This is a genomic window from Bacillus sp. D386 (assembly GCF_006346415.1).
In genome coordinates this window covers 160,770-185,022 of record NZ_VEMV01000002.1, presented here as the reverse complement: position 1 = coordinate 185,022, position 24,253 = coordinate 160,770, and the positions used below count along the sequence as shown (strand labels likewise).

Genomic DNA, 24,253 nt, shown 5'->3' with positions numbered 1-24,253 from the left:
AATGATTCAATAAATAATACGTTAAATTAACTTTAATACCATCTAATTGGTAATGGTATAGTTAGCTCTATATGAAAAAAATTTCATTATATAATTAACAGACCTCCAATTGTAAAAACAATTGGAGGTCTTTCGTTCTTTAAGATTATAGGTAAAGAATATTAAAACTACAGGCTAGATTAAGACCTATTTGCTTTATCTAATTCGGCTCCCAAAAATTTTGCGAGCTCAAGCATTCCATATAGGCCTGCCTCAGCTTCGGCGTCGGAATTATAGTTTGTATTTGTATTGATATCATATGTGTAAATCATTCCATCCTGATCACGGATAAACTCAATTCCGGCAATGTCAATACTTGCTGAGGTAAGAAATTCTTCGTATTTCGCAATAATAGGATCATTGAAATCCTTAATAATTTTAAATTGCGGAGATATATCCTCTTGTTCTCCAACTGGGCAAAATAAATCCTCTATTTGGCAGGCATCGGCAGGACATAATTCAAAACCTTTTGATGTATCCACACGAACAGCATAAAGAAATTTTCCTCCAATAAATTCACAACGGGTTATTGAAGAATCAGGAGAGAGGATATATTGCTGTATGAGTGTGATCCCATCTACTGGCTCTTCAAAAAGAGGGCTGTTTACGTATTCCTCTAGGGCTTCTACAGATTGAAATAGCTGCACACCAAGACCTTTTCCAGCTCTGTTGTGTTTAGTAATAAAAGGTGTCATTCCAAGTTTTTTAGCGGCAGAAATGATATTACTCCGACCGACAGCTGCAATCGTGGCAGGAGTTTTGATACCTGAAGCTTGAAGAGCTGTATATTGATTGATTTTGCTGATTTCCATTCCTAAAGCCTTTGAACCGTTAAATACTTTTCGATTATGACGTTCGAGCCAGTTGATTACTCCGCTAGCAAGTTCAGGTGCATAACGGTGTCCGCGTGTGTGGGATGACGCACTCATACGGTTGTAAAAAATACCATCTGGCGGTGTATCCGTCAAATCGACTAAGCCCTCAGCTAAATGCCAGTTTTTGTATGGAAGGTTTAATTCTTCCATTCTATTAATTAAATGATTGGTCCAGTCATCATTTTCATGAATGATATGTATATGTGTCATTAGGAAAATCTCCCTCTAGTTTTCGTCAATTTATGAAAATCATACCATTTAACTTGGAATTGGGTCAAATGTTGAAATTTAGGAAAAATAATTATTGCAGTGGAAAAACCGTTTGGCAAAGTTTATACTGTTGATTGAGAAAGAGATTAAAAGGGAGATACCATGCCAAATTTTTCGCCATACAGATATTTTTCAAAAAAAGACTGGGCTAACTTGCGATTTAATACGCCAATGACATTGACTCAATCGGAAATAGAAGAACTTCAAGGTGTTAATGAAAAGCTTTCTGTTGAGGAAATTACGACTATTTATCTGCCGTTAACCCGTTTATTAAATTTATATGTGAACTCATCACAAATGCTGCACACGGTCACGGACACATTCTTTGGGAATACCACAAGAAAAGTGCCATATGTTATTGGTGTAGCAGGAAGTGTGGCTGTAGGGAAAAGTACAACAGCCCGTATTATTCAGGCTCTTTTATCCCGATGGCCAAATACTCCACAGGTAGAAATTATCACAACCGATGGATTCCTCTATCCTAATGCTGTGCTGGAGGAACGAGGAATAATGGACAAAAAGGGCTTTCCTGAGAGTTATAATACGAAGGAATTAATCAAGGTTTTATCTAGAATTAAAGCTGGTCATCCAAAAGTGAAGGCACCTATATATTCGCATCTATATTATGATATAATGCCTAACCAATATACCGTCATCCAACAACCGGATATCGTCATCGTGGAAGGAATTAATGTTCTGCAAACTCCTAAACAGGATGATCATTTTCCAAGTGTTTACGTATCAGACTTCTTCGACATCTCCATCTATGTCGATGCCACTGAAAATAATATTTATAATTGGTATGTTGAACGTTTTAAAACGCTTCGTAAAACCGCTTTCGCCAATCCGGCGTCTTATTTCCATCGTTATGCCGATTTGACGGATGAAGAAGCAGACGAAATTGCAACAAATATTTGGAACACCATTAATAAAATCAACTTGGACTTAAATATTGCTCCAACTAAAACGAGAGCGAACATTATTCTTAAGAAGGACTCAGATCATTCTATTTCCTCGGTGAAATTGAGAAAGATTTAAAAGGATGTACTCATAGGGAGCAGGTGAACTATGGCAACTGAGAAACAGAAAATGATTAATGGAGAATTATATAGGCCACTAGATGAAGAGCTCGTCCATGACCGTCTCCGTGCCAGGAAGCTTACGAGACTATATAATCAGACGATAGAAACTGATTATGCAGAACGAACCGCTTTATTAAAAGAGTTATTCGGTTCAACCGAAAAAAATTGCTATATTGAACCGACTTTTCGGTGTGATTATGGGTACAATATTCATGTTGGTGAAAACTTTTATGCTAATTTTGATTGTGTTATCTTAGATACATGCGAAGTGCGAATTGGTCAAAATTGTATGCTTGCACCTGGTGTTCATATTTATACTGCTACACACCCGCTCAACCCTGATGAACGAAATTCCGGTAAAGAATATGGAAAGCCGGTCACAATTGGTGACAATGTATGGATTGGTGGTCGGGCGGTTATTAATCCAGGTGTTACAATTGGTAACAATGTAGTGGTAGCATCAGGAGTTGTTGTAACGAAAGATATTCCAGATGATGTGGTTGTTGGCGGTAACCCAGCCCGCATTATAAAACGAATTGATAAAGAATAAGATTCTATTCCCATTTACATAATGAGTTGTGTAGGAAGAATAATATTCCTTGGTGCTATTATTCCATTGATAAATGAACTTATTGTTAAAATGAGATTATTTTGATTACATTATATGGGTACTTTTGATAAAATTTAATTAATAGTTTAAGATATAATAGCACTTATAACTTCAAATGAAGTACGAACAAAATTGAGGATGTGAAGAATGAAGAAACATATACCAAATTTATTGACTTTAGGAAATCTTTATTGTGGTTATCTGTCCATTTCTTACATTATCAGCGGGGATGTGCGAAATGCGACTATACTCATTTTTATTGCATTGATGCTTGATGCGCTGGATGGAAGAATGGCAAGAATTTTAAGGGTAGCCGATGATATGGGAAAACAGCTTGATTCATTGGCTGATATTGTATCATTTGGGGTCGCGCCTGCCTTTTTAGCATCTTATACATATTTATACGATTTTGAACAATATGGTCTTTTGATTGCCGGTTTGTTCCCGCTTTTTGGATGTTATCGACTTGCAAGATTTAATATTACGCCTACTGAGGAATCATTAAAGCATTTTAAAGGAATCCCAATTACATTTGCAGGGGGACTTGTTGCCTTTTTAGTACTATTTGAAAACTGGATTCATGTCAGCGTATTTGTCATTATATTCTTTAGTTTGGCAATCTTGATGGTCAGTACCATTAAAATCCCAAGCTTCAAAAAGGTAAAATTAAATTATTATACGGTCATTATAACTTTATTCCTATTGTATATGTTTTATCTTATTGCAAAGTCAGGATTTAAAAGTGTTCCTGAATTTTTCTATGTTGCCATTGCTATTTATATTATCTTTATCATTGCCCGATACATTAAAGGTAAGACACCTAAGTTTCGCCTTAAAAAAATGAGAACGATTCGGGTCAGAAAAAAGAAAATTAAAAAAGGAATGAAAAAGAAATAATGACCTATTGAGTCTACTGCACCTTATATTCCTTTTTGGTTTCTATGACGGGGAAAAGGCATTCAGGTTTACCACGAATAAGAGGACTCATATCTTTAAGAGTACTTGTGGATTGATTCAAACGTGTTATGATTCTCCGAGTTTTTTCACACCCCAAATGTTGGATTTCGAATCTGACTTTTGGGGTGTTTATTTATGGTTAATTTTTGAGAAATGGATAGCTGGGGAAGAATCCTATGTAACAATCGGAAAGAAAGGGTAGGATTCAGATTTAGATATGGAGTCTGAAAATTAAGACATCCGAGATAAGCTATCCTGCAACTATTTCTAGCTATTATCCTAAGTAAATGAAATTGATTGTTTGACAGCATAAGTGAAGGTGGGTATTTTTATGAATTCTTTTTTAGCATTAATCAAATATCTAAAGTCATACAAGTTAATTGTATTGCTTGGCCCCTTATGTATGATTGTGGAAGTAACTATGGACCTGATTCAGCCGACAATCATGCAAAATATTATTGATAAAGGGATTGCTTCGAGTGATAGTCGTTATGTAGTAACAATGAGTATATTTATGCTGTTCTCTGCAATTATAGGGCTGCTTGGTGGTATGGGAAGTACGATATTCAGTACGCGTTCAGCGATTCATTTTTCAACTGAGCTCCGCAGAGATGTTTTCGAGAAGATTGATTACTTTTCCGGTGAAAATACGGATAAATTCGGTGCTGGAAAATTGATTACCATCATGACGAATGATATAACAGCCGTGCAGCAGGCTGTCATGATGACCTTACGGATATTTGTTCGTGGCCCGATTATGTTTATTGGCAGTATTATTATTGTATTTTTCACTGCCAGAGAACTTTTTCCAATTCTTCTGGCAGTTGTACCTTTATTGACAATATTAATAGTTTTATTTACATGGAAGGCCGGTCATCTTTTTCAATTGGTGCAGAAGGCAATTGATCGTGTCAATACGAAATTACAGGAAAACCTTGCCGGAATCCGGGTAATTAAAGCATTCGGTACACAGGACCATGAAATGAAACAATTTCAGATTGTTAATAAGGAATTAACAGCGGTGAATATTCGTGCTGACCAAGTCATTATGGGTTTAATGCCCATACTATTGTTTATCGTTAATATGGGAATAGTTGCTGCTATTTGGATGGGTGCGATTAAGGTTGATAACGGAAGCTTGAATGTGGGAGTAATTGTAGCATTTATAAATTATTTAACAATCATTTTGAACTCCCTTATGACAAGCAGTAATGTTCTCATGCAAATCACTAGAGCCTTTCCATCTGCTGGGCGAATTGTTGATGTATTGAATACAGAGCAAGACATTAAACAATCTGAACAACCGTTCGTTCCTATACCGGATAAAGGTACTTTGGAATTCAAAAATGTGAGCTTTAGTTATAGCAAAAATGGGGAGAGAGTTCTTTCTAATGTTTCTTTTAGTGTACCGAGTGGACAAACACTTGGAATCATTGGAGCAACAGGTAGCGGAAAGACAACACTGGTAAAATTAGTACCGAGACTTTATGACGTGGATGAAGGACAAATCCTGTTGAATGGAATAGATATCAAAGACATGGATATACAAGAATTACGAAAGTCCATCGGGTTTGTACCGCAGAAAGCATTGTTGTTTTCTGGAACCATTAGCCAGAATTTAACTCAGGGTAATGAAAATGCAACAAAGGGCGACATGACAGAAGCTCTTCAAAATGCTGAAGCCCTTCAATTTGTAGAACAATTAGACCCGGATTATGCTTATGAACTCACTCAGGGGGCAACTAATCTGTCAGGTGGACAAAGACAAAGAATATCCATTGCCCGGGCTTTTATCCGGAAGCCATCCATTATTATATTGGATGATTCTACTTCAGCTGTGGATGCGATATCGGAAAGCCGTATCCGAAAAGTATTGATAAATAAATATCCGGATTCAACCAAAATTATTATTTCCTCAAAGCTTTCATCTTTAAAACATGCGGATCAAATTTTGGTTCTTGAGGATGGTAAAGTAACTGGAATTGGCAGCCATAATGACCTTTACCGAAAAAATGAACTCTATCGTGAATTATGTTCTATACAGAGTGAGCAGGGGGTGAGCCATCTATGAGCCAGCAGACGCAAACTCAAAAACAAGTGAATATGAGACCAGGTCACAGACATTCATTTGGGCCTAAAAGCAAGGCAAAACATCAAAAGGAAACGGTTCTAAGAATATGGTCTTATCTTAAAAGGCGAAATTTGACACTGATTGCGTCAATTATATGCGTGCTATTTTCGACTGTTATCAATTTACTTGGTCCTTATTATATTGGAATTACAATTGATGAATATGTACTTGTTAAAGATGTAGATGGTTCTATTCGAATGACTTTGTTATTAGCCGTTATTTATATAGTAGGTGCGATTCTTACCTGGCTTCAGCAAAACTTGATGATACATATTTCATTAAAAACGATTCGGACAATTAGAGAAGAATTATTTTCAACCCTGCATACATTAAGCCTCCGATTTTTTGATAAACGTTCATCCGGCGATTTAATGAGTCGGGTAACCAACGATATTGATAATTTAAATAATGCATTAAGCCAAAGTGTAGTCCAGATTTTTTCTTCCTTACTGACAATCATTGGTGTCTCAATCGCCATGTTTGCATTAAATTGGATGTTGGCAATTGTCTCATTTCTGGTGATACCCCTTATGATCTTTACATCCAAAAAGATTATCCAAGTGAGCAGCCGTAATTATGCCAAGAGGCAGCAAAATTTAGGTAACCTGAATGGGTATGTAGAAGAAGCAATAAGCGGCAAAGAGGTCATCACTCTTTTTGGACGAGAGCAGGAAACCATCAAGGAGTTTAAAAAGATCAATGAGGACTTGCGTGAATCGGCTATACAGGCTGATACATATGGTGGTTTTCTCGGCCCTGTCAATAACTTTATCAATAATCTCGGCCTTAGCTTGATTATTGGCACTGGGGCCATCATGTCGGTGCATGGGCTGACAACAATAGGTGTAATCGCTGCTTTTGTTACGTATTCAAGATTATTTTTCAGACCGATCAATCAGTTATCCAATTTGATGAATACGATTCAATCCGCTATAGCAGGAGCTGAGCGTGTGTTTGAGATAATGGATGAAGTACCTGATTTAAAGAATAAAAGGGGAGCTATACCAGCGACTTCTATAAAAGGGAATGTCCGATTTAAAGGTGTTCGATTTGGCTATGAGAAAGAGAAGGAAATTATAAAAGGTATTTCCTTAGAAGCTAAAAGCGGACAAACCATAGCATTGGTAGGCAAAACTGGTTCAGGAAAAACGACTATTATTAATCTGCTATCAAGATTCTATGATCGATTAAGCGGTGAAATTTGGATTGATGACAGATTAATAGAGGATTATTTAGTCGAAGATTTAAGAAAAAGGATAGGAATCGTTCTACAGGAAACATATTTGTTTTCTGGAACAATCATGGAGAATATCCGTTATGGTAAACTGGATGCCTCTGATGAGGAGGTCATTCGAGCTGCTAAGATTGCTGCTGCACACCAGTTTATTAAACATTTGCCAAATCAATATAATACAGTCGTCACATCGGGTGGTATCAACTTAAGCCAGGGTCAAAGGCAATTAATCTCGATTGCACGAGCGGTTTTAGCAGATTCAGATATTTTAATATTGGATGAAGCCACTTCAAGTATTGATACACGCACAGAAATAGCCATTCAAAACGGAATGAAGAATTTGACTAAGGGTCGTACAACCTTTGTAATTGCACACCGCTTAAAAACAATCGAGAATGCTGACTGTATATATGTCATCGATGATGGGTTGATTGTGGAACATGGAACTCATAACGAGCTTATTCAAAATAAAGGGTATTATCACAGACTATATGAAAGCCAATTCACGACTTGATTTCACTATATAATATGCTTTTCAAAAGAAGAGCAATGGATTTACTTCCGTTGCTCTTTTTTCGTTCAAACTGAAGTCAAGATCCTCACTTCAAACGAATGAGAAGCAATAACGAATAGTGGGAGACTAGCGGATTAGTTCAACTGACGCTAGAGCCCTGCACCGAGCATGTATACTATCTTGCTTTCGGTCTTACAATTACATTCATCAGTACAGGGATATTTCTGCCAAGAATAAAACTGTACTTTACTTCCAAAAAAGTACAAATTGCATTCAAAAAAGAAATTTATAATAGGAAGAATGATTGCCTAATATCATAAACAGCACGATATCGAGATAAATACATCGGTTGCCCAGAAATATCAAACTAGCTAAGAATAGAGAAATAATATTTTTATAGATGCTCCTTTTTAGCTTCTTTATTTATATATAAGAGGTGAAAAGGAGGTGAGAACATGGAAAATCAATTCTTAGAGTTAACAAAGCTGCAAATTGAATTTGTTGTTGGGGTTGATGCACAAGGGGAACCAATCACCCAAAAAAGAACACTATCCAATATTAATAATGGGGCAGACGGTGAAGCATTAAAACGATGTGCGAATGCGATTATCTCTCTTCAAGTCCATGAAGTAGCAGGGGTAAGGCGCTTGGATACTTGGCAAATCTAGTATCGGTAGAAGGAAATATCGGATAGAAAGGAGGGGCTACAGATGGAAAATGTTCTAGAATTATATTTTCTAACAGAAGAAGGTAAAACTGCTAAACTATCAATTGATAACCCAAAAATGCCAGTTGACCAAGAAGCGGTTAGACAGGCAATGGATATCATTATTGAATCGAAAGTATTCTTAACAAAATCAGGTTATTACGTTAGTAAAGAAGAAGCACAGTTAGTTGAAACAGCAAAAACCGAATATTCATTTGTGTAATTGATGAACAGATGGCTAATCCAAATAAGCTGGATTAGCCATTTTTAAAGGATTGAGCGAGGAGGTGGCAATCCGTGAACGATTTAATTCCGTTAATTAAAGATGTGGGTTTTCCTATTGTGGTAACCGTTTATCTTTTATACCGTATTGAAGGAAAACTGGAGATGCTGAATAATTCCATACAATCATTACCTTTAATGCTTAGTGAACTGATCAAAAAATAATTCTAAGGCTTGCCATCAGTAAGAATGGCGAGCTTTTTTTATTGGACCATCACTCCTTGCGAATACTAAGTGCCAGTGTAGTAAGTGCAAGTGATACGTATGAAATAACAACCACTTTCAACATCAAAAATTAAGCTCTCTGGCTTTGGCTTTCCCGTCTATCCTATACGTTTTATTTTCTACCTAATTATTGCTATATTAATTGCTTTTAAATTTTTAAGGTTTAAAAATAATGAATCAGTGGTATTTTTTGAAAAATATGTAACTTTACATATGTATATCTATATATGAAACCATTAGACAAAGAGATGAGGTAGAGATGATGGCTGGTAAACATATTCACAACGAAAAAGACAAGCAATTGGATGATTTTAGAGTGGATAATAGCGAAAAAAAATTAACAACCAATCATGGTGTACGGGTTTCTGAAGATGAACATTCTTTAAAAGCGGGTGACCGTGGACCGACTCTCATGGAGGATTTTCATTTTAGGGAAAAAATGACGCATTTTGACCATGAGAGAATTCCGGAACGAATCGTCCATGCTCGTGGTTTTGGTGCACATGGTTATTTTCAGGTGTATGAACCAATGACGAAGCTGACCAAAGCAAGTTTTTTGCAGGATCCATCTAAAAAAACGCCAGTCTTTGTACGATTTTCCACTGTTGCAGGCTCCAGGGGATCTGCTGATTCTGTAAGGGATGCCCGTGGATTTGCAACCAAATTTTATACGGATGAAGGTAATTTTGATCTCGTAGGAAATAATATTCCTGTATTTTTCATTCAGGATGCGATTAAGTTTCCAGATTTAGTTCATTCCTTTAAGCCTGAGCCACACAATGAGATGCCTCAAGCAGCAACAGCCCACGATACTTTTTATGATTTTGTTGTAAATAATACTGAATCTGCACATATGGTTCTATGGACGAACTCTGATAGGGGTATACCTAGAAGCTATCGGATGATGGAAGGGTTTGGTGTCCATACATTTAGACTTGTAAATGAACAAGGAGAAGCCCATTTTGTTAAATTCCATTGGAAACCAATACTTGGGGTCCATTCTCTTGTCTGGGATGAAGCGCAAAAAATCGCAGGTAAAGATCCTGATTTTCATCGTCGTGATTTATATGAAGCGATTGAAATGGGAAATTATCCAGAGTATGAGTTTGGTATTCAGGTAGTTAAGGAAGAAGATGAATTTAAGTTTGATTTCGATATACTGGATCCTACTAAAGTGTGGCCAGAAGAACTCATACCTGTACAGAAAATAGGTAAAATGACGCTTAATAAAAATGTGGATAATGTATTTGCGGAAACGGAACAGGCGGCATTCCATATTGGTCATATTGTACCGGGAATTGATTTTACCAATGATCCATTATTACAGGGGCGTCTATTCTCTTATACGGATACACAGCTGTTAAGGCTTGGGGGACCGAACTTCCAACAAATTCCGATTAACCGCCCGATTTCACCCGTACACAATCACCAACGTGACGGATATCATCAAATGCGTATCGATAAAGGGCAGGTTAGCTACAATAAAAATGGGTTAGCCAATAATTCTCCATCACCGGCCTCTCCTGAAGAAGGCGGTTTCGAGCATTATCAGGAAAAGGTAGATGGATCTAAAGTTCGGAAGAGAAGTGAAAGTTTTAAGGATCACTACAGCCAAGCTAAATTATTTTGGAACAGCATGTCTTCAGTAGAAAAACAACATATCATCGATGCATTCCGCTTTGAGCTTGGTAAATGTCTAAGTAAGGATATCCAACAACAAGTTGTTAATATGTATGCGAATGTGGATCATTATTTGGCTGAACAAATTGCGATTGGTTTAGGTCTTGAGGTACCATCAAATACTGAAGTTAAAGAATCAAAAGTAATTGATTCATCACCTGCACTCAGTCAATTGAATACAACCATGGGTGCCGCGACAAGAAAGGTTGCTGTCCTTGTCCATAATGGATTTGATGGAATTGATTTAAAACAGGCGCTGGTAGCCTTTGAGGAGGCTGGTTTAATTGCAGAAATTGTTTCTGAGAACCAAGGAGAAATAACTAGCGCTAATGGAGCTGTGTTAAAGGTAGACCAGACGTTTTTGACAACAGATTCAGTTTTATATGATGCTGTCTATCTTGCTTCGGGTCAACATAGTGTAGATGCTCTAAAAACGATCAACAAGGTGAATGAGTTTATAATGGATGCATTCAATCACTTTAAAGCAATAGGTGCCGCAAAAGAAGCTGCAGATTTGGTTGCTCCATTTATCCGGACATCTAATGGAGCTGCCGGTATTATTACCTCGGCTTCTGATGAACCAATAAATAAGTCAGTTGAGCAGTTTATTGAAGCGGTTGCTAAGCATCGCCACTGGGATCGTATTCAATAAGAAAGTTCAAATATTGATTAAAAAGCCTCTAATCCACAACAACGGATTTAGAGGCTTTTTGTCAGTTAGGAAATATGAATAGGATCTTGTTTTTTTGTCTGATGAGCGAATTTTTTCTCCCATGGACGGCTGTGCCAGCGTTTGACTGCAAAGATTGCACGGAACCATTCGTCAATTCCCTGAGCAATCCATATTCCGAGTAAACCAAGCCCGAATGTAATGCCAAACAAATACCCGAAACCTACAGTAAATGTCCACATAGATAAAATGCCGATAATGACTGGGAAACGAACATCCCCTGCTGATTTTAATGAGCTCATTAAAACAATGTTGACAGCTCTGCCAGGTTCAACAAAGGCAATTCCCCAGAGAACAGGCAAAGCAATCGCTAAAATGGCCGCATTAGATGTAAATAACTCAATCAATGAATTTCCCATTAGTGCAAATGTCAGTGACACAGCTGTAGAGGCAAATACAGCTATTTTTACGGTTTTCATTCCTCTTTTTAAGGCCTGATCAAAGTGACCGCCCCCTATATATCTTGCAACCAACAGTTGTGTTCCCTCGCCAATCGCAACGCTGAATAAATAACAGAGCATTGTAATATTCGTTAAATAAACACGTGCAACTAATGAAGCATCACCGAGGGTGGCAACGAAAGCAGTTACCAACAGCTGTGAAAAATGATAGGATAAATTTTCACCGGCAGAGGGAATACCTATTTGAAAAAGATTTTTCATGTCTTCAGTGTTAATATGAAATAAATCACTTAATCGGAAGCGCAATGCAAGCTCTTTGGCAACGATCATTATTAAAGCGACCACTGCAAAACTTCGAGCAATAACCATCGTCCATGAAACACCAGTCACACCGGTTATCGGAAGATTGAATACTCCGTAAATACTAATGACATAGCCTAGTGTACTGATAATATTCATAAAGAGTGAAACATACATAGGTTCCTTTGTTCTTCCATGGCTCCTGAGAATAGCGCTTAGAACAAGTGAAATTGACTCAAGAAATAAAGAAAATCCAACAATCCTTATGAATAGAAGAGCATAGTCATAAACCTCTCCGCTAATGTCAAATAAATTCAATAAACTCTGCCCGAAAATAACTACAATAAGAGATATGAGGACACCAAACCATACATTAATGCTAAATGCAGATCTTGATAATTGTCTTGCTTTATCAAGACGCTGTGCCCCGATCCTTTGTCCAATTAAGATCATCGCACCAATAGAAGAGACATTAAAAACTAAGATAAAAATACTTATTAATTGGTTGGCGACACCTACTCCTGCTGCAGCTAGGTCAGAATAATGTCCAAGCATCAATGTAGCCAGTAACCCCATTGCTATATGTAAGCTAAGCTCTATAAATAAAGGCCATGATATAGAAAAAAGCGATTGATTTTTTAAATTTTCTGTATTTACCAATCCGTCTGACTCCTTTAGTTTAAATTAAACACCTAATAAATCATTCTATAATACTTTACCATTATATGTATAGAAGAGATTATGAAAACATGAGTTTTATCTTTTGGAAGTATCTTTTATCTGGGGGATTTGGTTCGTTTTCAAGTATAATGAACCAAAAACAAAGGGTGAATAAAGGATGAATATAAAAGGGATTAATCATTTGTTATTTTCCGTATCCAATCTGGATCAATCCATTTTATTTTATGAACAAGTGTTCGAAGCGAAATTACTTGTAAAAGGGAGAACAACTGCATATTTTAATTTTAATGGTTTATGGTTAGCATTGAATGAAGAAAAAATGATACCTCGGAGGGACATAGAATATTCATATACCCACATAGCTTTCTCCGTAGAAGAAGCAGATTTCGATGAGTGTATAAATCACTTAAAAAAGTTAAACGTGAATATTCTTCCAGGAAGAATGAGAGATCTAAAAGATCAGCGATCCGTTTATTTTACTGATCCTGATGGACATAAATTTGAGTTCCATACTGGGAATCTTGATGATCGTCTTTCCTATTATAAAGAAGCGAAAACCCATATGAAGTTTTTTTAGTTGATGTGAAAGCAGCTTAAAGTAATCATTATTCTATATTTATTAAGCTTGGATGCCAATGATAATGTATTCACGCAGCATTTAAAAAAAGATAAAATGATTGAAACTTGTTCCTTAATTCTAACTTTTTTGCCGTTACGAATATTACACGTTTCATAGATAAACGTTTGAGGAAAAGAATGATTTTCTTGTTATTAGAAGGTTGTTAATAATTCCAAATGTACATTTTATTTTACCTACGCATCTTTTACATTTGTAAAACCTTTTATAATAGATGGTTTAAGAGAAAGGCATAGCCATTTTGAGAAGAATTTAGTATAGGGAGTTGATGTGAGTGCAATCCATATTGTTAGGTATATTGGCATCTTTTTTCTTTGCGGTGACATTTATACTAAACAGGTCAATGGAACTCTCAGGAAGTAGCTGGCTTTGGAGTGCGTCATTGCGCTATATTTATATGATTCCATTTTTAATGGCAATTGTTTATTTCCGAAAGAATTTATGGCAATTGTTTGTTATTATGCGAGAAAACTTAAAGGCATGGTTTTTTTGGAGCTTTATTGGTTTTGGGATGTTCTATCTGCCTTTATGTTTTGCTGCAGCATATTCTCCAGGGTGGCTTACAGCAGGAACCTGGCAAATTACAATAGTGGCAGGTACTTTATTGACACCATTGTTTTTTGAATTTAAAGAGGGGATTTATTCAAAAAAAGGTATCATACCTAAAAAGCAATTGTTTTTCTCATGCTTTATTTTACTGGGGATTTTATTGATACAGATGGAAAATATGAATCAGTTAACAATAAAGGAATTCTTATTTGGTTTTATCCCAATCCTGATAGCAGCATTTGCTTATCCATTAGGAAACCGTAAAATGATGGAAATTACAAAAGGTCGGTTGGATGCATATCAACGAGTACTAGGAATGATCATAGCCAGCTTACCTCTTTGGATTATCGTCTCCATTCTGGCGCTGTCTACAGTTGGACCACCAAGCCCTATGCAAAATATTCAAACATTGATAGTTGCTATTTCTTCAGGAGTCATTGCCACCGTTCTATTTTTTAAAGCAACCGATCTCGTTAACCGTGATATGAAAAAGATGGCAGCGGTGGAGGCCACTCAATCCATGGAAATTTTGTTTGCTTTAGCAGGAGAGATGATAATCTTATCTATTTTATTTCCGTCCATCTCGGCTATGATTGGAATATTTATTGTCATGTTTGGATTAGTCTTGCATAGCTTAAGTTCTGTTGAGAAGAAAGAGAATACGATTACTGCAAAAGAAATATAAAAAGGTAGAAATATATAAATAGTAATCCTTCTAAAATGTTAATTCTGCTGAAATTGACATTTTTTCTTTTTTTATCTCCTAGTAAGACTTTATTCTGATTAATTTAACAAAAATTTCAGACATCTTTCTTGCCTAGGAGGATGGAAGCATTGTATTATTGGAAAGGTAGTTTGATAAAACCAACAATTTCTTATAACTTCTAACTTCAATACAGTTTATAACCTCCTCTGTTTAGTACATAAATGATTACTTACTCCGCCTCTGTACTTTCTCTTAAATTTCACAAATTGGACTAGTTAATGAATGACTGAATAGAAATACATCTTTAGGATAATGAATTAAATGCTTAAATATTGGAAGGAGTATTGTGAGAAAATGAACTATACAATTTTTAAAGATTACGAAGAAATGTCCACATCCGCGGCTGAAATAATCATACAAGAAATCAATGAAAAACCAAACCTTTTTATAGGTCTCCCTGCAGAAAATAGTCTAAGGCGAGTATTGGAGATATTAGCGAACCAATATTCATTGGGGTTGGTTGATTTTTCAGAGTGCCGTTTTGCAGTTATGTATGAATGGATGGGCAGAAGCACTTATGATGAAGGCAGCTGCAATCAATTCCTCTATAAAGAATTTTTTTCTAAAGTTAATGTCAAAGCTTCACAATTGGTTTTTTTTAACGGAAAATCTGAGATACCTCATAAGGAATGTAAGAGAATTGACAATGATATTATTAAAAACGGGGGATTAGATTTAGTCCTATTGGGAATTGGCGGAGATTGCAAGATTGGTTTTATTAGTCCCAGTAGTTCTTTTTCTTGTTATTCACATGTTCGCCGCATAGGAGATAAGGATTATTATAATCAGTCTGATACACAGGATCTGCCTGCAGCTTACTTGGTAGGATATAAACATATAATGGGAGCACGGGAAGTTATTGTGTTGGCGAATGGTTTGCATAAAGCGCAAATAATCAGGAAAACGTTAAAGGAGAATTTACATTTACATACACAAAAGAAAGTTTTACACCAAAATACAACTTTCTTATTAGATCAGGAAGCTGGAAGCTTATTAAGGGTTTAAAAAACGTACATGGTATAAAAATCAATATTAAGTAAAATAATCAGTCAGCTTTATTACATACCATTTTCTGAATATTCATTATACTATTTATCGGTTTTGAATCAGTGAAGAGGTCGGATAATCGTTTTTTGTATTAGTGATAAAATACGATTTTGTCTTTCATTTTTGAATCACGCCCATTGTTACACTCAGGTTAATTATAATGTTAACTTGTCAAATTATAACGATTGATAAGTAGTAACCATGAATCATGAATAATTATGTAAATAAGCTAATTAAAAATCAGTGCGAATGTACCTATGATATTTTTATATATATTGTTAAAATATGGGTAACAACTGGTACCGGCTTCAAATTAATCTCAAGTGGAGGAGATAAGATGAAGAGAGAAGTGCAAGTTATACCATATCATATTGATCAACAGCTTGATTCAGTCAATGAGGTGCCAAAGGGCATTGAAATGATTGAAGCCCCTGAAATCTGGAATGTTACGATGGGTGAAGGTGTAACCATTGCAGTGTTGGATACTGGTTGTGATGTGAACCATCCTGATTTGGCAAAGCAAATTATTGGCGGCCGGAATTTTACTACAGACGATGATAGTGACCCTGATAAATTCCAGGATTATAACGGGCATGGTACACATGTGGCGGGAACAATTGCAGCCACGCAAGATAAAAGTGGGGTAGTTGGGGTTGCTCCAGCTGCCAAGCTGCTTATTCTGAAAGTATTGGATAAGGATGGCTTCGGTGAGTATGACTGGATTATTAACGGGATTCTTTATGCAATCGAGCAAAAAGCAGATATTATTTCTATGTCTCTAGGGGGAACAGAAGATGTACCTGAGCTGCATGAAGCAATTAAGAAGGCAGTAATGAATAATATTGCAGTTATTTGTGCCGCAGGCAATGATGGAGATGGTAATGAAGAGACGGAAGAGCTTTGCTATCCGGCAGTTTACAACGAAGTCATCAGTGTTGGCGCAATTGATCTCGAACACCGGTCATCCCGATTCTCTAATTCGAATAAGGAGATTGATTTGGTAGCACCTGGTGAGAAAATTCTATCCACTTATTTGAACGGAAAATATGCGACTTTAAGTGGAACATCTATGGCTACGCCTCATGTGGCAGGAGCAATGGCTCTTATTAAGGTTATGACCAATAACAGCTTTGAACGTAACTTAAGTGAGCCGGAAATATATGCACAATTAATAAAGAGAACAATACCGCTTGGGAACTCACCTAAATTAGAGGGAAATGGCTTGCTGTATTTGACAGCCCCTGACTATTTAACAGAGCTGGTTAATAAACTGTCCTTAGATGATGCTATAAATATGTAGATTGTTGACAGTACAAAAGTATTCTTGAATCGTTAAAAAGATTTATGATGCGAATGAGAAGATTTGAAAAGCTTCATTATAACAGTGATAGTAAGATTGGCCGCGTAACCATAAAAAGGACCGCCACACTGAATAGCTAGCTCAGTATGGCAGTCCTTTCGTTTATGTAGGAAATGGATTAGCATTCTTTTTTAATGATGACGATTGATATGGTTTGTGTTGAAGATGCGCCAGCCTCTGTGAGTCAATGCGCCAATAAAGGAAATGAAGAGGAGAGCGCCAGTCCAAATTTCAAATTGTTCAGGAACATAGTTGAAAACGGAAAATGCTAGATTCTCAACTTTAAGGCTAAAAGATAAAACAAGTACAAACAAGCCTATCATTAACAGTTCTTTAAATAAATTAATAAGTTTAATGTTGTTCTGATCCCAGCGAATAAGAAAGAGAGCAATCGCTAGGGCGCCAAATAAATTCCAATCCAATGTCTCCACTCCTTTATTAGTTATTCTTTTAATATTTGAAAAATGATTGGTGGACAGGCAGGATAAAGGGCTTCATTAACGAATGCCAATCATTTAGGGGGACATCGTGAAAATGGATAATTTTGTATTCATTATAAAGGTAGACAAACTTCAGTGGCAATATATATTTTAAGGCAGGAATACGGTTTTAGATGTAGAAATGTTAATGAAGAGGGAATTAAGAATGTCAGGGAGTGGCAATATGGATTATAAGAATTTATACTTTACAGATAGTTTTTTTTCATCTGGCCAAAAAGATATTTATACAAGGGATGAACACATTGTTGGTAAATTAGATTTAAAAAGTGCCTTTACTTCCACAATCGATGTATTAGATTTGAAGGGAAATATTTTGATTAGCGGCAAATTCCCGCTTTTCAGCAACAGGTGGATCGTTACAAATCAAGAGGGGGATGAACTTGGCTTCGTACGTGCAAGATTTAGCTTTTTTGCCAAAAAATACGAGTACACAGCTCATAACCGGGGAGTATTCCGCATTGATTCAGAAACCTTTTCCAAAAGATATGAAATCCTCAGTGAAAAAGGAAAGCAAGTTGGCCGATTTAGAAAAGTCAACTCCATCTTATCAAGTCCTGCCTATGAATTATCTAAAACTTCCAATGAAATCGAAATAGGTGAAATGATAGCTGTTGTCATGGGTGTAAATGCTATTCAAAAAAGGAGTCATTCGGCTGCGAACAGTACCGTATAAACGAGAGATTACTATTAAAACTTTAATTGATAGAACTAAAAGAGTAAATAGAGGTGACTTAGCCAGACTGATTGAACGCGATAATAATTGAAGTGCCTCCAATAAGTAATTGAATAATAAAGTTGAAGGCACCATGATAGGTTTTTAATATATCTAATTGGATAATCTTAATAAGTGTTATCATGGTAATAATGGGGCAGAAAAAATAGGCGAGCTGGGAAAAAGAAAATGACCAATCCTGAAGTAAGGACTCTGTTAATAAGGGTAAAAGGATAAATAAGTTCATAGCTGTGACTCCATATAAGGATTTTATCGTTATCATCCTTAACCTCCGTTAAAAATTTTCATAATCCATATTAGTATATAATTGAATTTACAAAAAAGTAGTAGAAATTAAGAGTAACAATTTTTAATCAAACAAATGCTATGAGACTAAAATGAACTCTGTAAGCGAGATTATATGGGTTCATTCTAGTTTTTTTTATGTTCTTCTAAGTGACCAACGATTCGTTCCAGAATACATAACCCTTCATGACTTTTCTTTTTTAAAGGCTGTTTTCGTGATGGTTATACCAAATGGGGGTTGATATATTAAGCTTAAAGAGGGAATAACGATATTTTTTATAGTAGACTGAAGATCCGTTAGCATATTTAAGTTGTTGCAACTCAATATTTGATAACTGCCTCAATTGGTTTCGCTGGCTTAAATTAGGAAAGAGTTTAGGTGTGGAAAACACGTATAGACACAACTACATACAAGCTCAAAAATGTCAAAGATCCCCAATATCTTTTATACATTGAATCCCCCATCTAATTAAAATACTACAAGTATTTATATCACATTTCTCTTCGTATTTATTGGATTTTTTTACTTTATTTTCCTCTAATTTGGGTTTTCGCACTCAACCTTTGACTACTAACAACAAACTATACGAAAAGCCTTTATAAAGGGTAAAATCCTTTTTAGCTTTTCTGTCATACGAATTAATAAGATGACCTATTAAATACTTTAGAAAGGAAGAGTTAATATTTTACGATTTTTGAAGTGTCTGATAAAATTTATGTAGCCAGACGACTATAATAGGAGGGATAGAATGGATACAACCTTGGATAAAGCTGCCATGATCAAAGAATATATCGTGGAAAATCGCCAGTCCTTTAGTGATATGTTATTATCTGAAGCAGTAAATGTCAGGCGGAAAATAGAAGAAATCTTACTGATTGGCAATATTGATTTGATAAATAACGCCCATAAACTGGTTATATACGTTCTTGACCAGGAGAAGAAAGAAGTTATTGATTTTGCTAAGCAAGAAGGCATAGCTTGGGCTACTCATTCCCTTACTTTGAATTTTAAATTGGAATGGGTACAGGCAATAAGAAGAACGATGTGGGCATTTATCAATCAATTTGTTCAACAATCAGAAGAATCTTTTAATATGGAAGATTTTTTTATTATGGAAAAACAAATTAACAATCAAATTGATAGTTTCTTGAATACTTTCTTTATCAGCTATTCGAATTATAAAGATATATTAATTGAAAAGCAGACTAAAATGGTTGAAAATTTATCCGTCCCGATTATACCGATCACACCGACGATTTGTATCTTACCACTAATCGGTGTATGGGATGATAATAGGTCCAAAATTATAGAAAAGAAAGCGTTACAGGCAGTTGGAGAACACCATATCCAAACCTTAATTATTGATTTATCCGGTATAGCTGAGATGGATCCTGATGTTATTGATCAACTAATGAAGTTAATTGAGGGTACTTCAATGATGGGGTGTGAATCCATTATCACAGGACTTCGCCCCGATATTGTACAGCAAATTATCCATATGGGGATTAATTTTGAAAACAAAGCTACTACAATGGGCAGTCTTCAACAAGCTATCAAAAGATTTCTTTAAAACTTTTAAGTAAAAGAAAAGTAGGCCCTGAAAATTCAGGACCTACTTTTTTTGAAATAGCTGGTTAAATAAATAATAATAAACTGATTGCCATTAACGCCATCCCTGCTATCAACCCATAAATGGCATGGTGACCTTCATCATACTTTTTAGCTGCAGGTAATAATTCATCCAACGAAATGAATACCATAATCCCCGCAACCGCCGAAAAGATAATTCCAAACAACATATCAGTTAAGAATGGCATTAACAGTAAGTAAGCTACTAGAGCACCGACTGGCTCTGCCAATCCGGAGAGAAATGAAAGTTTAAAGGCTTTTCGTTTGTCCCCGGTCGCAAAATAGATAGGCACGGCAACCGCTATCCCCTCGGGAATATTGTGAATAGCGATGGCGACTGCAATAGCAATTCCTAAGCCAGGATCCTGTATTGCTGATGTAAATGTAGCGATACCTTCCGGGAAATTGTGAATACCAATTGCCAAAGCGGTAAACACACCCATTTTCATAAGCTCATCACTATGAATTTCACTTCGCGGCTTATTCATGTCCTCCACTTTTTTTGGTTCATGAGGATTCCCTTGCTTTGGGATAAAACGGTCAATTAAGGCGATAAGTAAGATACCGCCAAAAAAACCAACCACAGTCATTGTATAGCCCTTTTCATAGCCTAAAGCACTGACAAGAGAATCTTTTGCCTTAACAAAAATTTCAACCATTGAAACATAAATCATGACGCCGGCAGAAAAGCCAAGGGAAACGGATAAAAATACTTTATTGGTACGAGATGTTAACAGAGCAATCAAGCTCCCGATTCCTGTTGCTAAACCAGCCATGAGTGTTAATGCAAAGGCAAATAAAATAGTTTGATCCATTATGAAAACCTCTCTAACCTTATAACTTAAACATAGTGTACCTTTTTGAATCAAGTAAAATCAAAATATAACTCTATAGATTATAATTCTATACTCTAATTAATATGTTCGTCAAAAGTATATTGTTCATAAAAAATTGAATCTTTAAAATAAATTAGGTATTATAAATTATTACTTCTATTTTGAAAAATATGGAGGATGAAACATTTGGATACTTCTAAAATTACATTAGCTAGTTATTCCGACGAATATATAGAAGGTATAAGAGATTATAAGCTACCCCCTGAACAATATCTATTTACATCATATCCGCTCGAAGCATTAGAACAAGTATATCAGGGTTGTGATAAGTTTCCAGTGTTGATTCTTAATAACGGAAAGGCAGTCGGCTTTTTCTGTTTATACAGTGGCAAAAGGGTGGCTGAAGTGACGACAAACCATAGAGCACTGTTATTAACCAGTTTTTCAGTTAATTATAAATACCAAAAGAGAGGGTTTGCCAAACAAGCATTATACTCCATCTCCAACTTTATCAAAAATCATTTTGAGGAAATTGATGAAGTTGTTCTGCTAGTGAATATGAAAAATATCCCTGCTCAATCCTTATACATAAACTGCGGCTTTAAGGATATGGGGGAGAGGAGAATGGGGAAAAGAGGAGAACAAATGGTTTTGCATTTGAAGATTTAAGGGGATAAGAAATGGAGGAGTTAAAATGGATTTTGTAGAATTAGAAACTAAGCGTTTACAATTAGTAAGATTAAATACCTCTCATCTAAACCAGTATTTTACGATCATGTCTAAACAAGAAGTAATGGAGTATTATGGGATGGAGCCTTTGACCAAAAAGGAAGATGCTGCTTTAATTTTTGCAACTCTGGATAGAGGGCTGGCACTTGGGCAATCCATAAGGTGGGGTATTACTTTAAAGGAATCTGGTCAGTTAATTGGTACAGTTGGCTTAAATAATCTTAGTTTAAAAAGCAAACGTGCCGAGATTGGGTATGAGATTCATCCGGATTTTTGGCGGTTAGGATATGCAACAGAAGCTATTATATCAGTAGTAAACTATTCCTTTCATCAACTTGATTTATTCCGGATAGGGGCTATTACGTATCCGGCTAATACTTCATCTAATCATTTGTTGCTGAAAATGGGTTTTACATTAGAAGGGACACTTCGAGGATATTTATATCAGAGAAATCAATCACATGATGCCTATGTATTTTCAATTACGAAACCGGAATGGAAACACTGATAAATACTCCGCTGTATTATTTTTCGGCGGTTGGACGTATACAGACATTAATAAAGCAAATAACGGAACTTATTGAAAAAGTCCCGTTATACTTCTAAGTTAATATCCTTATAACCCAAACATGATTTGTGTTATTTTCCGTTTCCTTTTTCGCCTGGATTTTATTGTATCAAGTGCAATCGGCTTAGAAATAGCGGGAGGTTTTTTTGTTCCGCTTAATTGGGTCTCAAGATGATCCATTCGAGTTGTTAGTTCATTTACGATTGACAGTAAATCCTCAAGTTCATTTCGATGTTGGAGTAGCTGGATGGACGCAACACCATCCGCTTTTTTATACAGTTTTAATTCAAGTTCATTAACTTTTAGTTTTAGTTTCTCTACCTCTTCGTTATTTGGATGAGAGAGCATTTGAACGGATTGAATTTGATCTTGATTATGATAGTGTTCCAATTGGCTGAATTCTTCCTTTGTAAAGATAAAGTGCCCTTTAGAATTTCTGGCAGGTTCAATAGATAGGTGTTTAACCCAACGTTTAACTGTACTCGATGAAACTCCTAAGATTTTAGCTACTTCGTTTGTATTCATTTTTAATACCACCTTTAGATTTTACTTCTTGCGTCGAAAACTCCACCATTTCTTTTCTGCTGGAACCATATCCTTTTCCTTTAAAGTCTGTTTATCTTGCTTATTTTTTTCTGTTTTGACTTTTCCTTTTTCCTTTGTTTTATTCTTTTTAACGTCTTTAAATTTCACTGTTTTTGGTTTTTCTATTTCTTTTGTAGGTGCCGCATCTCGGAAGCTCATGACCATTTGTTTAAAAGCTTCCTCTCGTTGACGGATGTCATTTCGATACTGGTCTAATTCATTATTCATCGTTTCGAAATACTGCTCGCGATCCTGATACATGGCCTCTGTTACACTTTTAATTTCTTGTTGTGTTTCAGTTACGGACGCAGAGAGGTCTGCAAGTAAGTCACGATAACCATCTGCGGCCGCTTCGGATATCCGTTTGGAAAACGATTCAAAGGCTCCCTCTGAAGACCTCGCAATGGTGGTCGTTAGTGCTCCGAATGTTTCGGATGTACGCTCTGATGCTTTTGAAACATTTAGAGAAAGTTTTCGTAACTCTCCGTTTGTTTTTATATTGGATCGTTGAATCGTTTTCGATAGGCCTTTAATCGTATCAATTGAACCTTGTGAAATTTCTTTTTTTACCTCTTCAATCATAAGGTTCCGATTATTTCGTAACTCTGCTGACATTTCTTTCATTAAATTATTCTTATAATCATCCATGGCTACCAAGAAATCCTCCATCCTTGGTTCAGCCGGTTTTTCTACAACAGCCAAAGAGGTTCCGGAATCTTCAGAAGGGGGTTCTGAAACAGGCTGTTTTTCTTGAGTTAAATGTTTTTGTAGCATGTCCTTAATAATTTCCTTACTAAGATTTTTATCACGCATTTCCTTTATTCTTTTTAAAATTGAAATTTCAACTTCAGTATAAAAACGGGCTCCCTGTTTAGAACGCGGAATAATTAATACGCCATTTAAGTCCTTTTCCCATTGGCGGATTGTTCCTGCAGGTACATTTATTCTCCGTGAAACTTCTTTAATGGAATATGCTCGTAAGATTTGATTATCTTTCATAATTAACAATCCTTTCCCTTTGTCGTTTAGGTATATTTGTATCTTTCTAATACATGTATTCTTCACAGGCAATATACTTTTCCTGCTGCATGACAAAAGCTATCAAAACAAGTTGTATTTCTTCAGAGTCCTTGTTTTTATGTTCATTTCGGGAGGTTTACCTATCTAAAAACAGAGAATGCTGGGAAGGATTCATAATACGGACGAGGCATGGCAATTATATGCACGATAAAGGGGGAAACAGGATAGGTTGAAATATTTTGCGGTAGAAAAAAGTGAAGTTTGTAGCTTAACAGTAAAAAGGTGTAGGAC

The 24,253-nt window shown here is 36.0% G+C and carries 24 protein-coding genes; 17 read left to right on the top strand and 7 right to left on the bottom strand.

The genetic code is table 11. From position 1 onward, the window contains the following. Nucleotides 1-179 precede the first annotated feature (179 nt). Complete coding sequence (locus FHY45_RS05915; protein ID WP_066099910.1) at nt 180-1,124, bottom strand: ATP-grasp domain-containing protein; 945 nt, start codon at nt 1,122-1,124, stop codon at nt 180-182. A 162-nt stretch (nt 1,125-1,286) separates the two neighbouring features. Here FHY45_RS05915 and coaA point away from each other — a divergent pair, with 162 nt between their 5' ends. The 9 genes from coaA (at nt 1,287) to FHY45_RS05870 (ending at nt 11,257) form a co-directional block, all read left to right on the top strand. Beyond that, a complete protein-coding gene (gene coaA / locus FHY45_RS05910) occupies nt 1,287-2,222 on the top strand; it encodes a type I pantothenate kinase (RefSeq protein WP_139891154.1) in 936 nt (311 codons plus the stop codon). 30 nt (nt 2,223-2,252) lie between these two features. Then, entirely contained in the window at nt 2,253-2,816 is a 564-nt protein-coding gene (gene maa, locus FHY45_RS05905) for a maltose O-acetyltransferase (protein ID WP_139891153.1), read from the top strand. A 207-nt stretch (nt 2,817-3,023) separates the two neighbouring features. Next, nucleotides 3,024-3,773, top strand: a complete 750-nt coding sequence (pssA, locus tag FHY45_RS05900) for a CDP-diacylglycerol--serine O-phosphatidyltransferase (RefSeq protein ID WP_139891152.1) — start codon at nt 3,024-3,026, stop codon at nt 3,771-3,773. 391 nt (nt 3,774-4,164) lie between these two features. After that, on the top strand, nt 4,165-5,904 hold the full coding sequence (locus tag FHY45_RS05895; RefSeq protein ID WP_139891151.1) for an ABC transporter ATP-binding protein: 1,740 nt from the start codon (nt 4,165-4,167) through the stop codon (nt 5,902-5,904). A gap of 32 nt (nt 5,905-5,936) precedes the next feature. Beyond that, nucleotides 5,937-7,712 (top strand): ABC transporter ATP-binding protein, encoded by a 1,776-nt coding sequence (locus tag FHY45_RS05890; RefSeq protein ID WP_257468983.1) that lies wholly within the window; start codon nt 5,937-5,939, stop codon nt 7,710-7,712. A gap of 455 nt (nt 7,713-8,167) precedes the next feature. Next, nucleotides 8,168-8,380 carry a DUF1659 domain-containing protein gene (locus FHY45_RS05885; protein ID WP_066099901.1) on the top strand — a complete coding sequence of 71 codons (213 nt, stop codon included), beginning with the start codon at nt 8,168-8,170 and terminating at the stop codon, nt 8,378-8,380. A gap of 42 nt (nt 8,381-8,422) precedes the next feature. Beyond that, nucleotides 8,423-8,641, top strand: a complete 219-nt coding sequence (locus FHY45_RS05880; protein ID WP_139891149.1) for a DUF2922 domain-containing protein — start codon at nt 8,423-8,425, stop codon at nt 8,639-8,641. Nucleotides 8,642-8,715: 74 nt separating this feature from the next. Beyond that, the gene (locus tag FHY45_RS05875; RefSeq protein WP_066099896.1) at nt 8,716-8,865 is read left to right on the top strand and encodes a YvrJ family protein; all 150 of its coding nucleotides are present in this window, start codon (nt 8,716-8,718) and stop codon (nt 8,863-8,865) included. Nucleotides 8,866-9,187: 322 nt separating this feature from the next. Next, nucleotides 9,188-11,257: a catalase gene (locus FHY45_RS05870; protein ID WP_257468931.1), complete on the top strand. Its 2,070-nt coding sequence runs from the start codon at nt 9,188-9,190 to the stop codon at nt 11,255-11,257. Between the two features lie 65 nt (nt 11,258-11,322). Here FHY45_RS05870 and FHY45_RS05865 read toward each other — a convergent pair whose 3' ends face one another. Then, the gene (locus tag FHY45_RS05865) at nt 11,323-12,696 is read right to left on the bottom strand and encodes an MATE family efflux transporter (protein WP_225983684.1); all 1,374 of its coding nucleotides are present in this window, start codon (nt 12,694-12,696) and stop codon (nt 11,323-11,325) included. A gap of 178 nt (nt 12,697-12,874) precedes the next feature. On the opposite strand from FHY45_RS05865, the gene fosB reads away from it, so the two are divergent. From fosB to FHY45_RS05845, 4 genes are all read left to right on the top strand, one after another. Continuing rightward, nucleotides 12,875-13,294: a metallothiol transferase FosB gene (gene fosB / locus FHY45_RS05860; RefSeq protein WP_066099887.1), complete on the top strand. Its 420-nt coding sequence runs from the start codon at nt 12,875-12,877 to the stop codon at nt 13,292-13,294. Nucleotides 13,295-13,628: 334 nt separating this feature from the next. Beyond that, entirely contained in the window at nt 13,629-14,588 is a 960-nt protein-coding gene (locus FHY45_RS05855) for a DMT family transporter (RefSeq protein ID WP_139891147.1), read from the top strand. Between the two features lie 375 nt (nt 14,589-14,963). Beyond that, nucleotides 14,964-15,674, top strand: a complete 711-nt coding sequence (locus tag FHY45_RS05850) for a 6-phosphogluconolactonase (protein WP_066099884.1) — start codon at nt 14,964-14,966, stop codon at nt 15,672-15,674. 379 nt (nt 15,675-16,053) lie between these two features. After that, a complete protein-coding gene (locus FHY45_RS05845; RefSeq protein WP_066099880.1) occupies nt 16,054-17,016 on the top strand; it encodes a S8 family peptidase in 963 nt (320 codons plus the stop codon). A gap of 191 nt (nt 17,017-17,207) precedes the next feature. Here the strand turns inward: FHY45_RS05845 and FHY45_RS05840 are convergent, their stop codons facing one another. Further along, nucleotides 17,208-17,498: a hypothetical protein gene (locus tag FHY45_RS05840; protein WP_139891146.1), complete on the bottom strand. Its 291-nt coding sequence runs from the start codon at nt 17,496-17,498 to the stop codon at nt 17,208-17,210. 241 nt (nt 17,499-17,739) lie between these two features. Between FHY45_RS05840 and FHY45_RS05835 the strand changes: the two genes are divergently transcribed. Further along, nucleotides 17,740-18,249, top strand: coding sequence for an LURP-one-related family protein (locus FHY45_RS05835; protein ID WP_066102213.1), 510 nt, complete (start codon nt 17,740-17,742; stop codon nt 18,247-18,249). Between the two features lie 58 nt (nt 18,250-18,307). Here the strand turns inward: FHY45_RS05835 and FHY45_RS05830 are convergent, their stop codons facing one another. Next, nucleotides 18,308-18,571 (bottom strand): hypothetical protein, encoded by a 264-nt coding sequence (locus tag FHY45_RS05830; RefSeq protein WP_139891145.1) that lies wholly within the window; start codon nt 18,569-18,571, stop codon nt 18,308-18,310. A 772-nt stretch (nt 18,572-19,343) separates the two neighbouring features. Here FHY45_RS05830 and FHY45_RS05825 point away from each other — a divergent pair. Further along, nucleotides 19,344-20,165, top strand: coding sequence for an STAS domain-containing protein (locus FHY45_RS05825; protein ID WP_066099869.1), 822 nt, complete (start codon nt 19,344-19,346; stop codon nt 20,163-20,165). Nucleotides 20,166-20,229: 64 nt separating this feature from the next. On the opposite strand, the gene zupT is transcribed toward FHY45_RS05825, so the two are convergent. Further along, nucleotides 20,230-21,039, bottom strand: coding sequence for a zinc transporter ZupT (gene zupT, locus FHY45_RS05820; protein ID WP_066099864.1), 810 nt, complete (start codon nt 21,037-21,039; stop codon nt 20,230-20,232). Nucleotides 21,040-21,246: 207 nt separating this feature from the next. On the opposite strand from zupT, the gene FHY45_RS05815 reads away from it, so the two are divergent. Then, a complete protein-coding gene (locus tag FHY45_RS05815) occupies nt 21,247-21,729 on the top strand; it encodes a GNAT family N-acetyltransferase (protein ID WP_175354207.1) in 483 nt (160 codons plus the stop codon). A gap of 25 nt (nt 21,730-21,754) precedes the next feature. Beyond that, nucleotides 21,755-22,297 carry a GNAT family N-acetyltransferase gene (locus tag FHY45_RS05810; protein WP_066099858.1) on the top strand — a complete coding sequence of 181 codons (543 nt, stop codon included), beginning with the start codon at nt 21,755-21,757 and terminating at the stop codon, nt 22,295-22,297. Between the two features lie 108 nt (nt 22,298-22,405). Here the strand turns inward: FHY45_RS05810 and FHY45_RS05805 are convergent, their stop codons facing one another. Continuing rightward, a complete protein-coding gene (locus FHY45_RS05805; RefSeq protein ID WP_066099855.1) occupies nt 22,406-22,882 on the bottom strand; it encodes a MerR family transcriptional regulator in 477 nt (158 codons plus the stop codon). Nucleotides 22,883-22,903: 21 nt separating this feature from the next. Then, on the bottom strand, nt 22,904-23,941 hold the full coding sequence (locus tag FHY45_RS05800; protein WP_066099853.1) for a MerR family transcriptional regulator: 1,038 nt from the start codon (nt 23,939-23,941) through the stop codon (nt 22,904-22,906). Between the last annotated feature and the right edge of the window lie 312 nt (nt 23,942-24,253).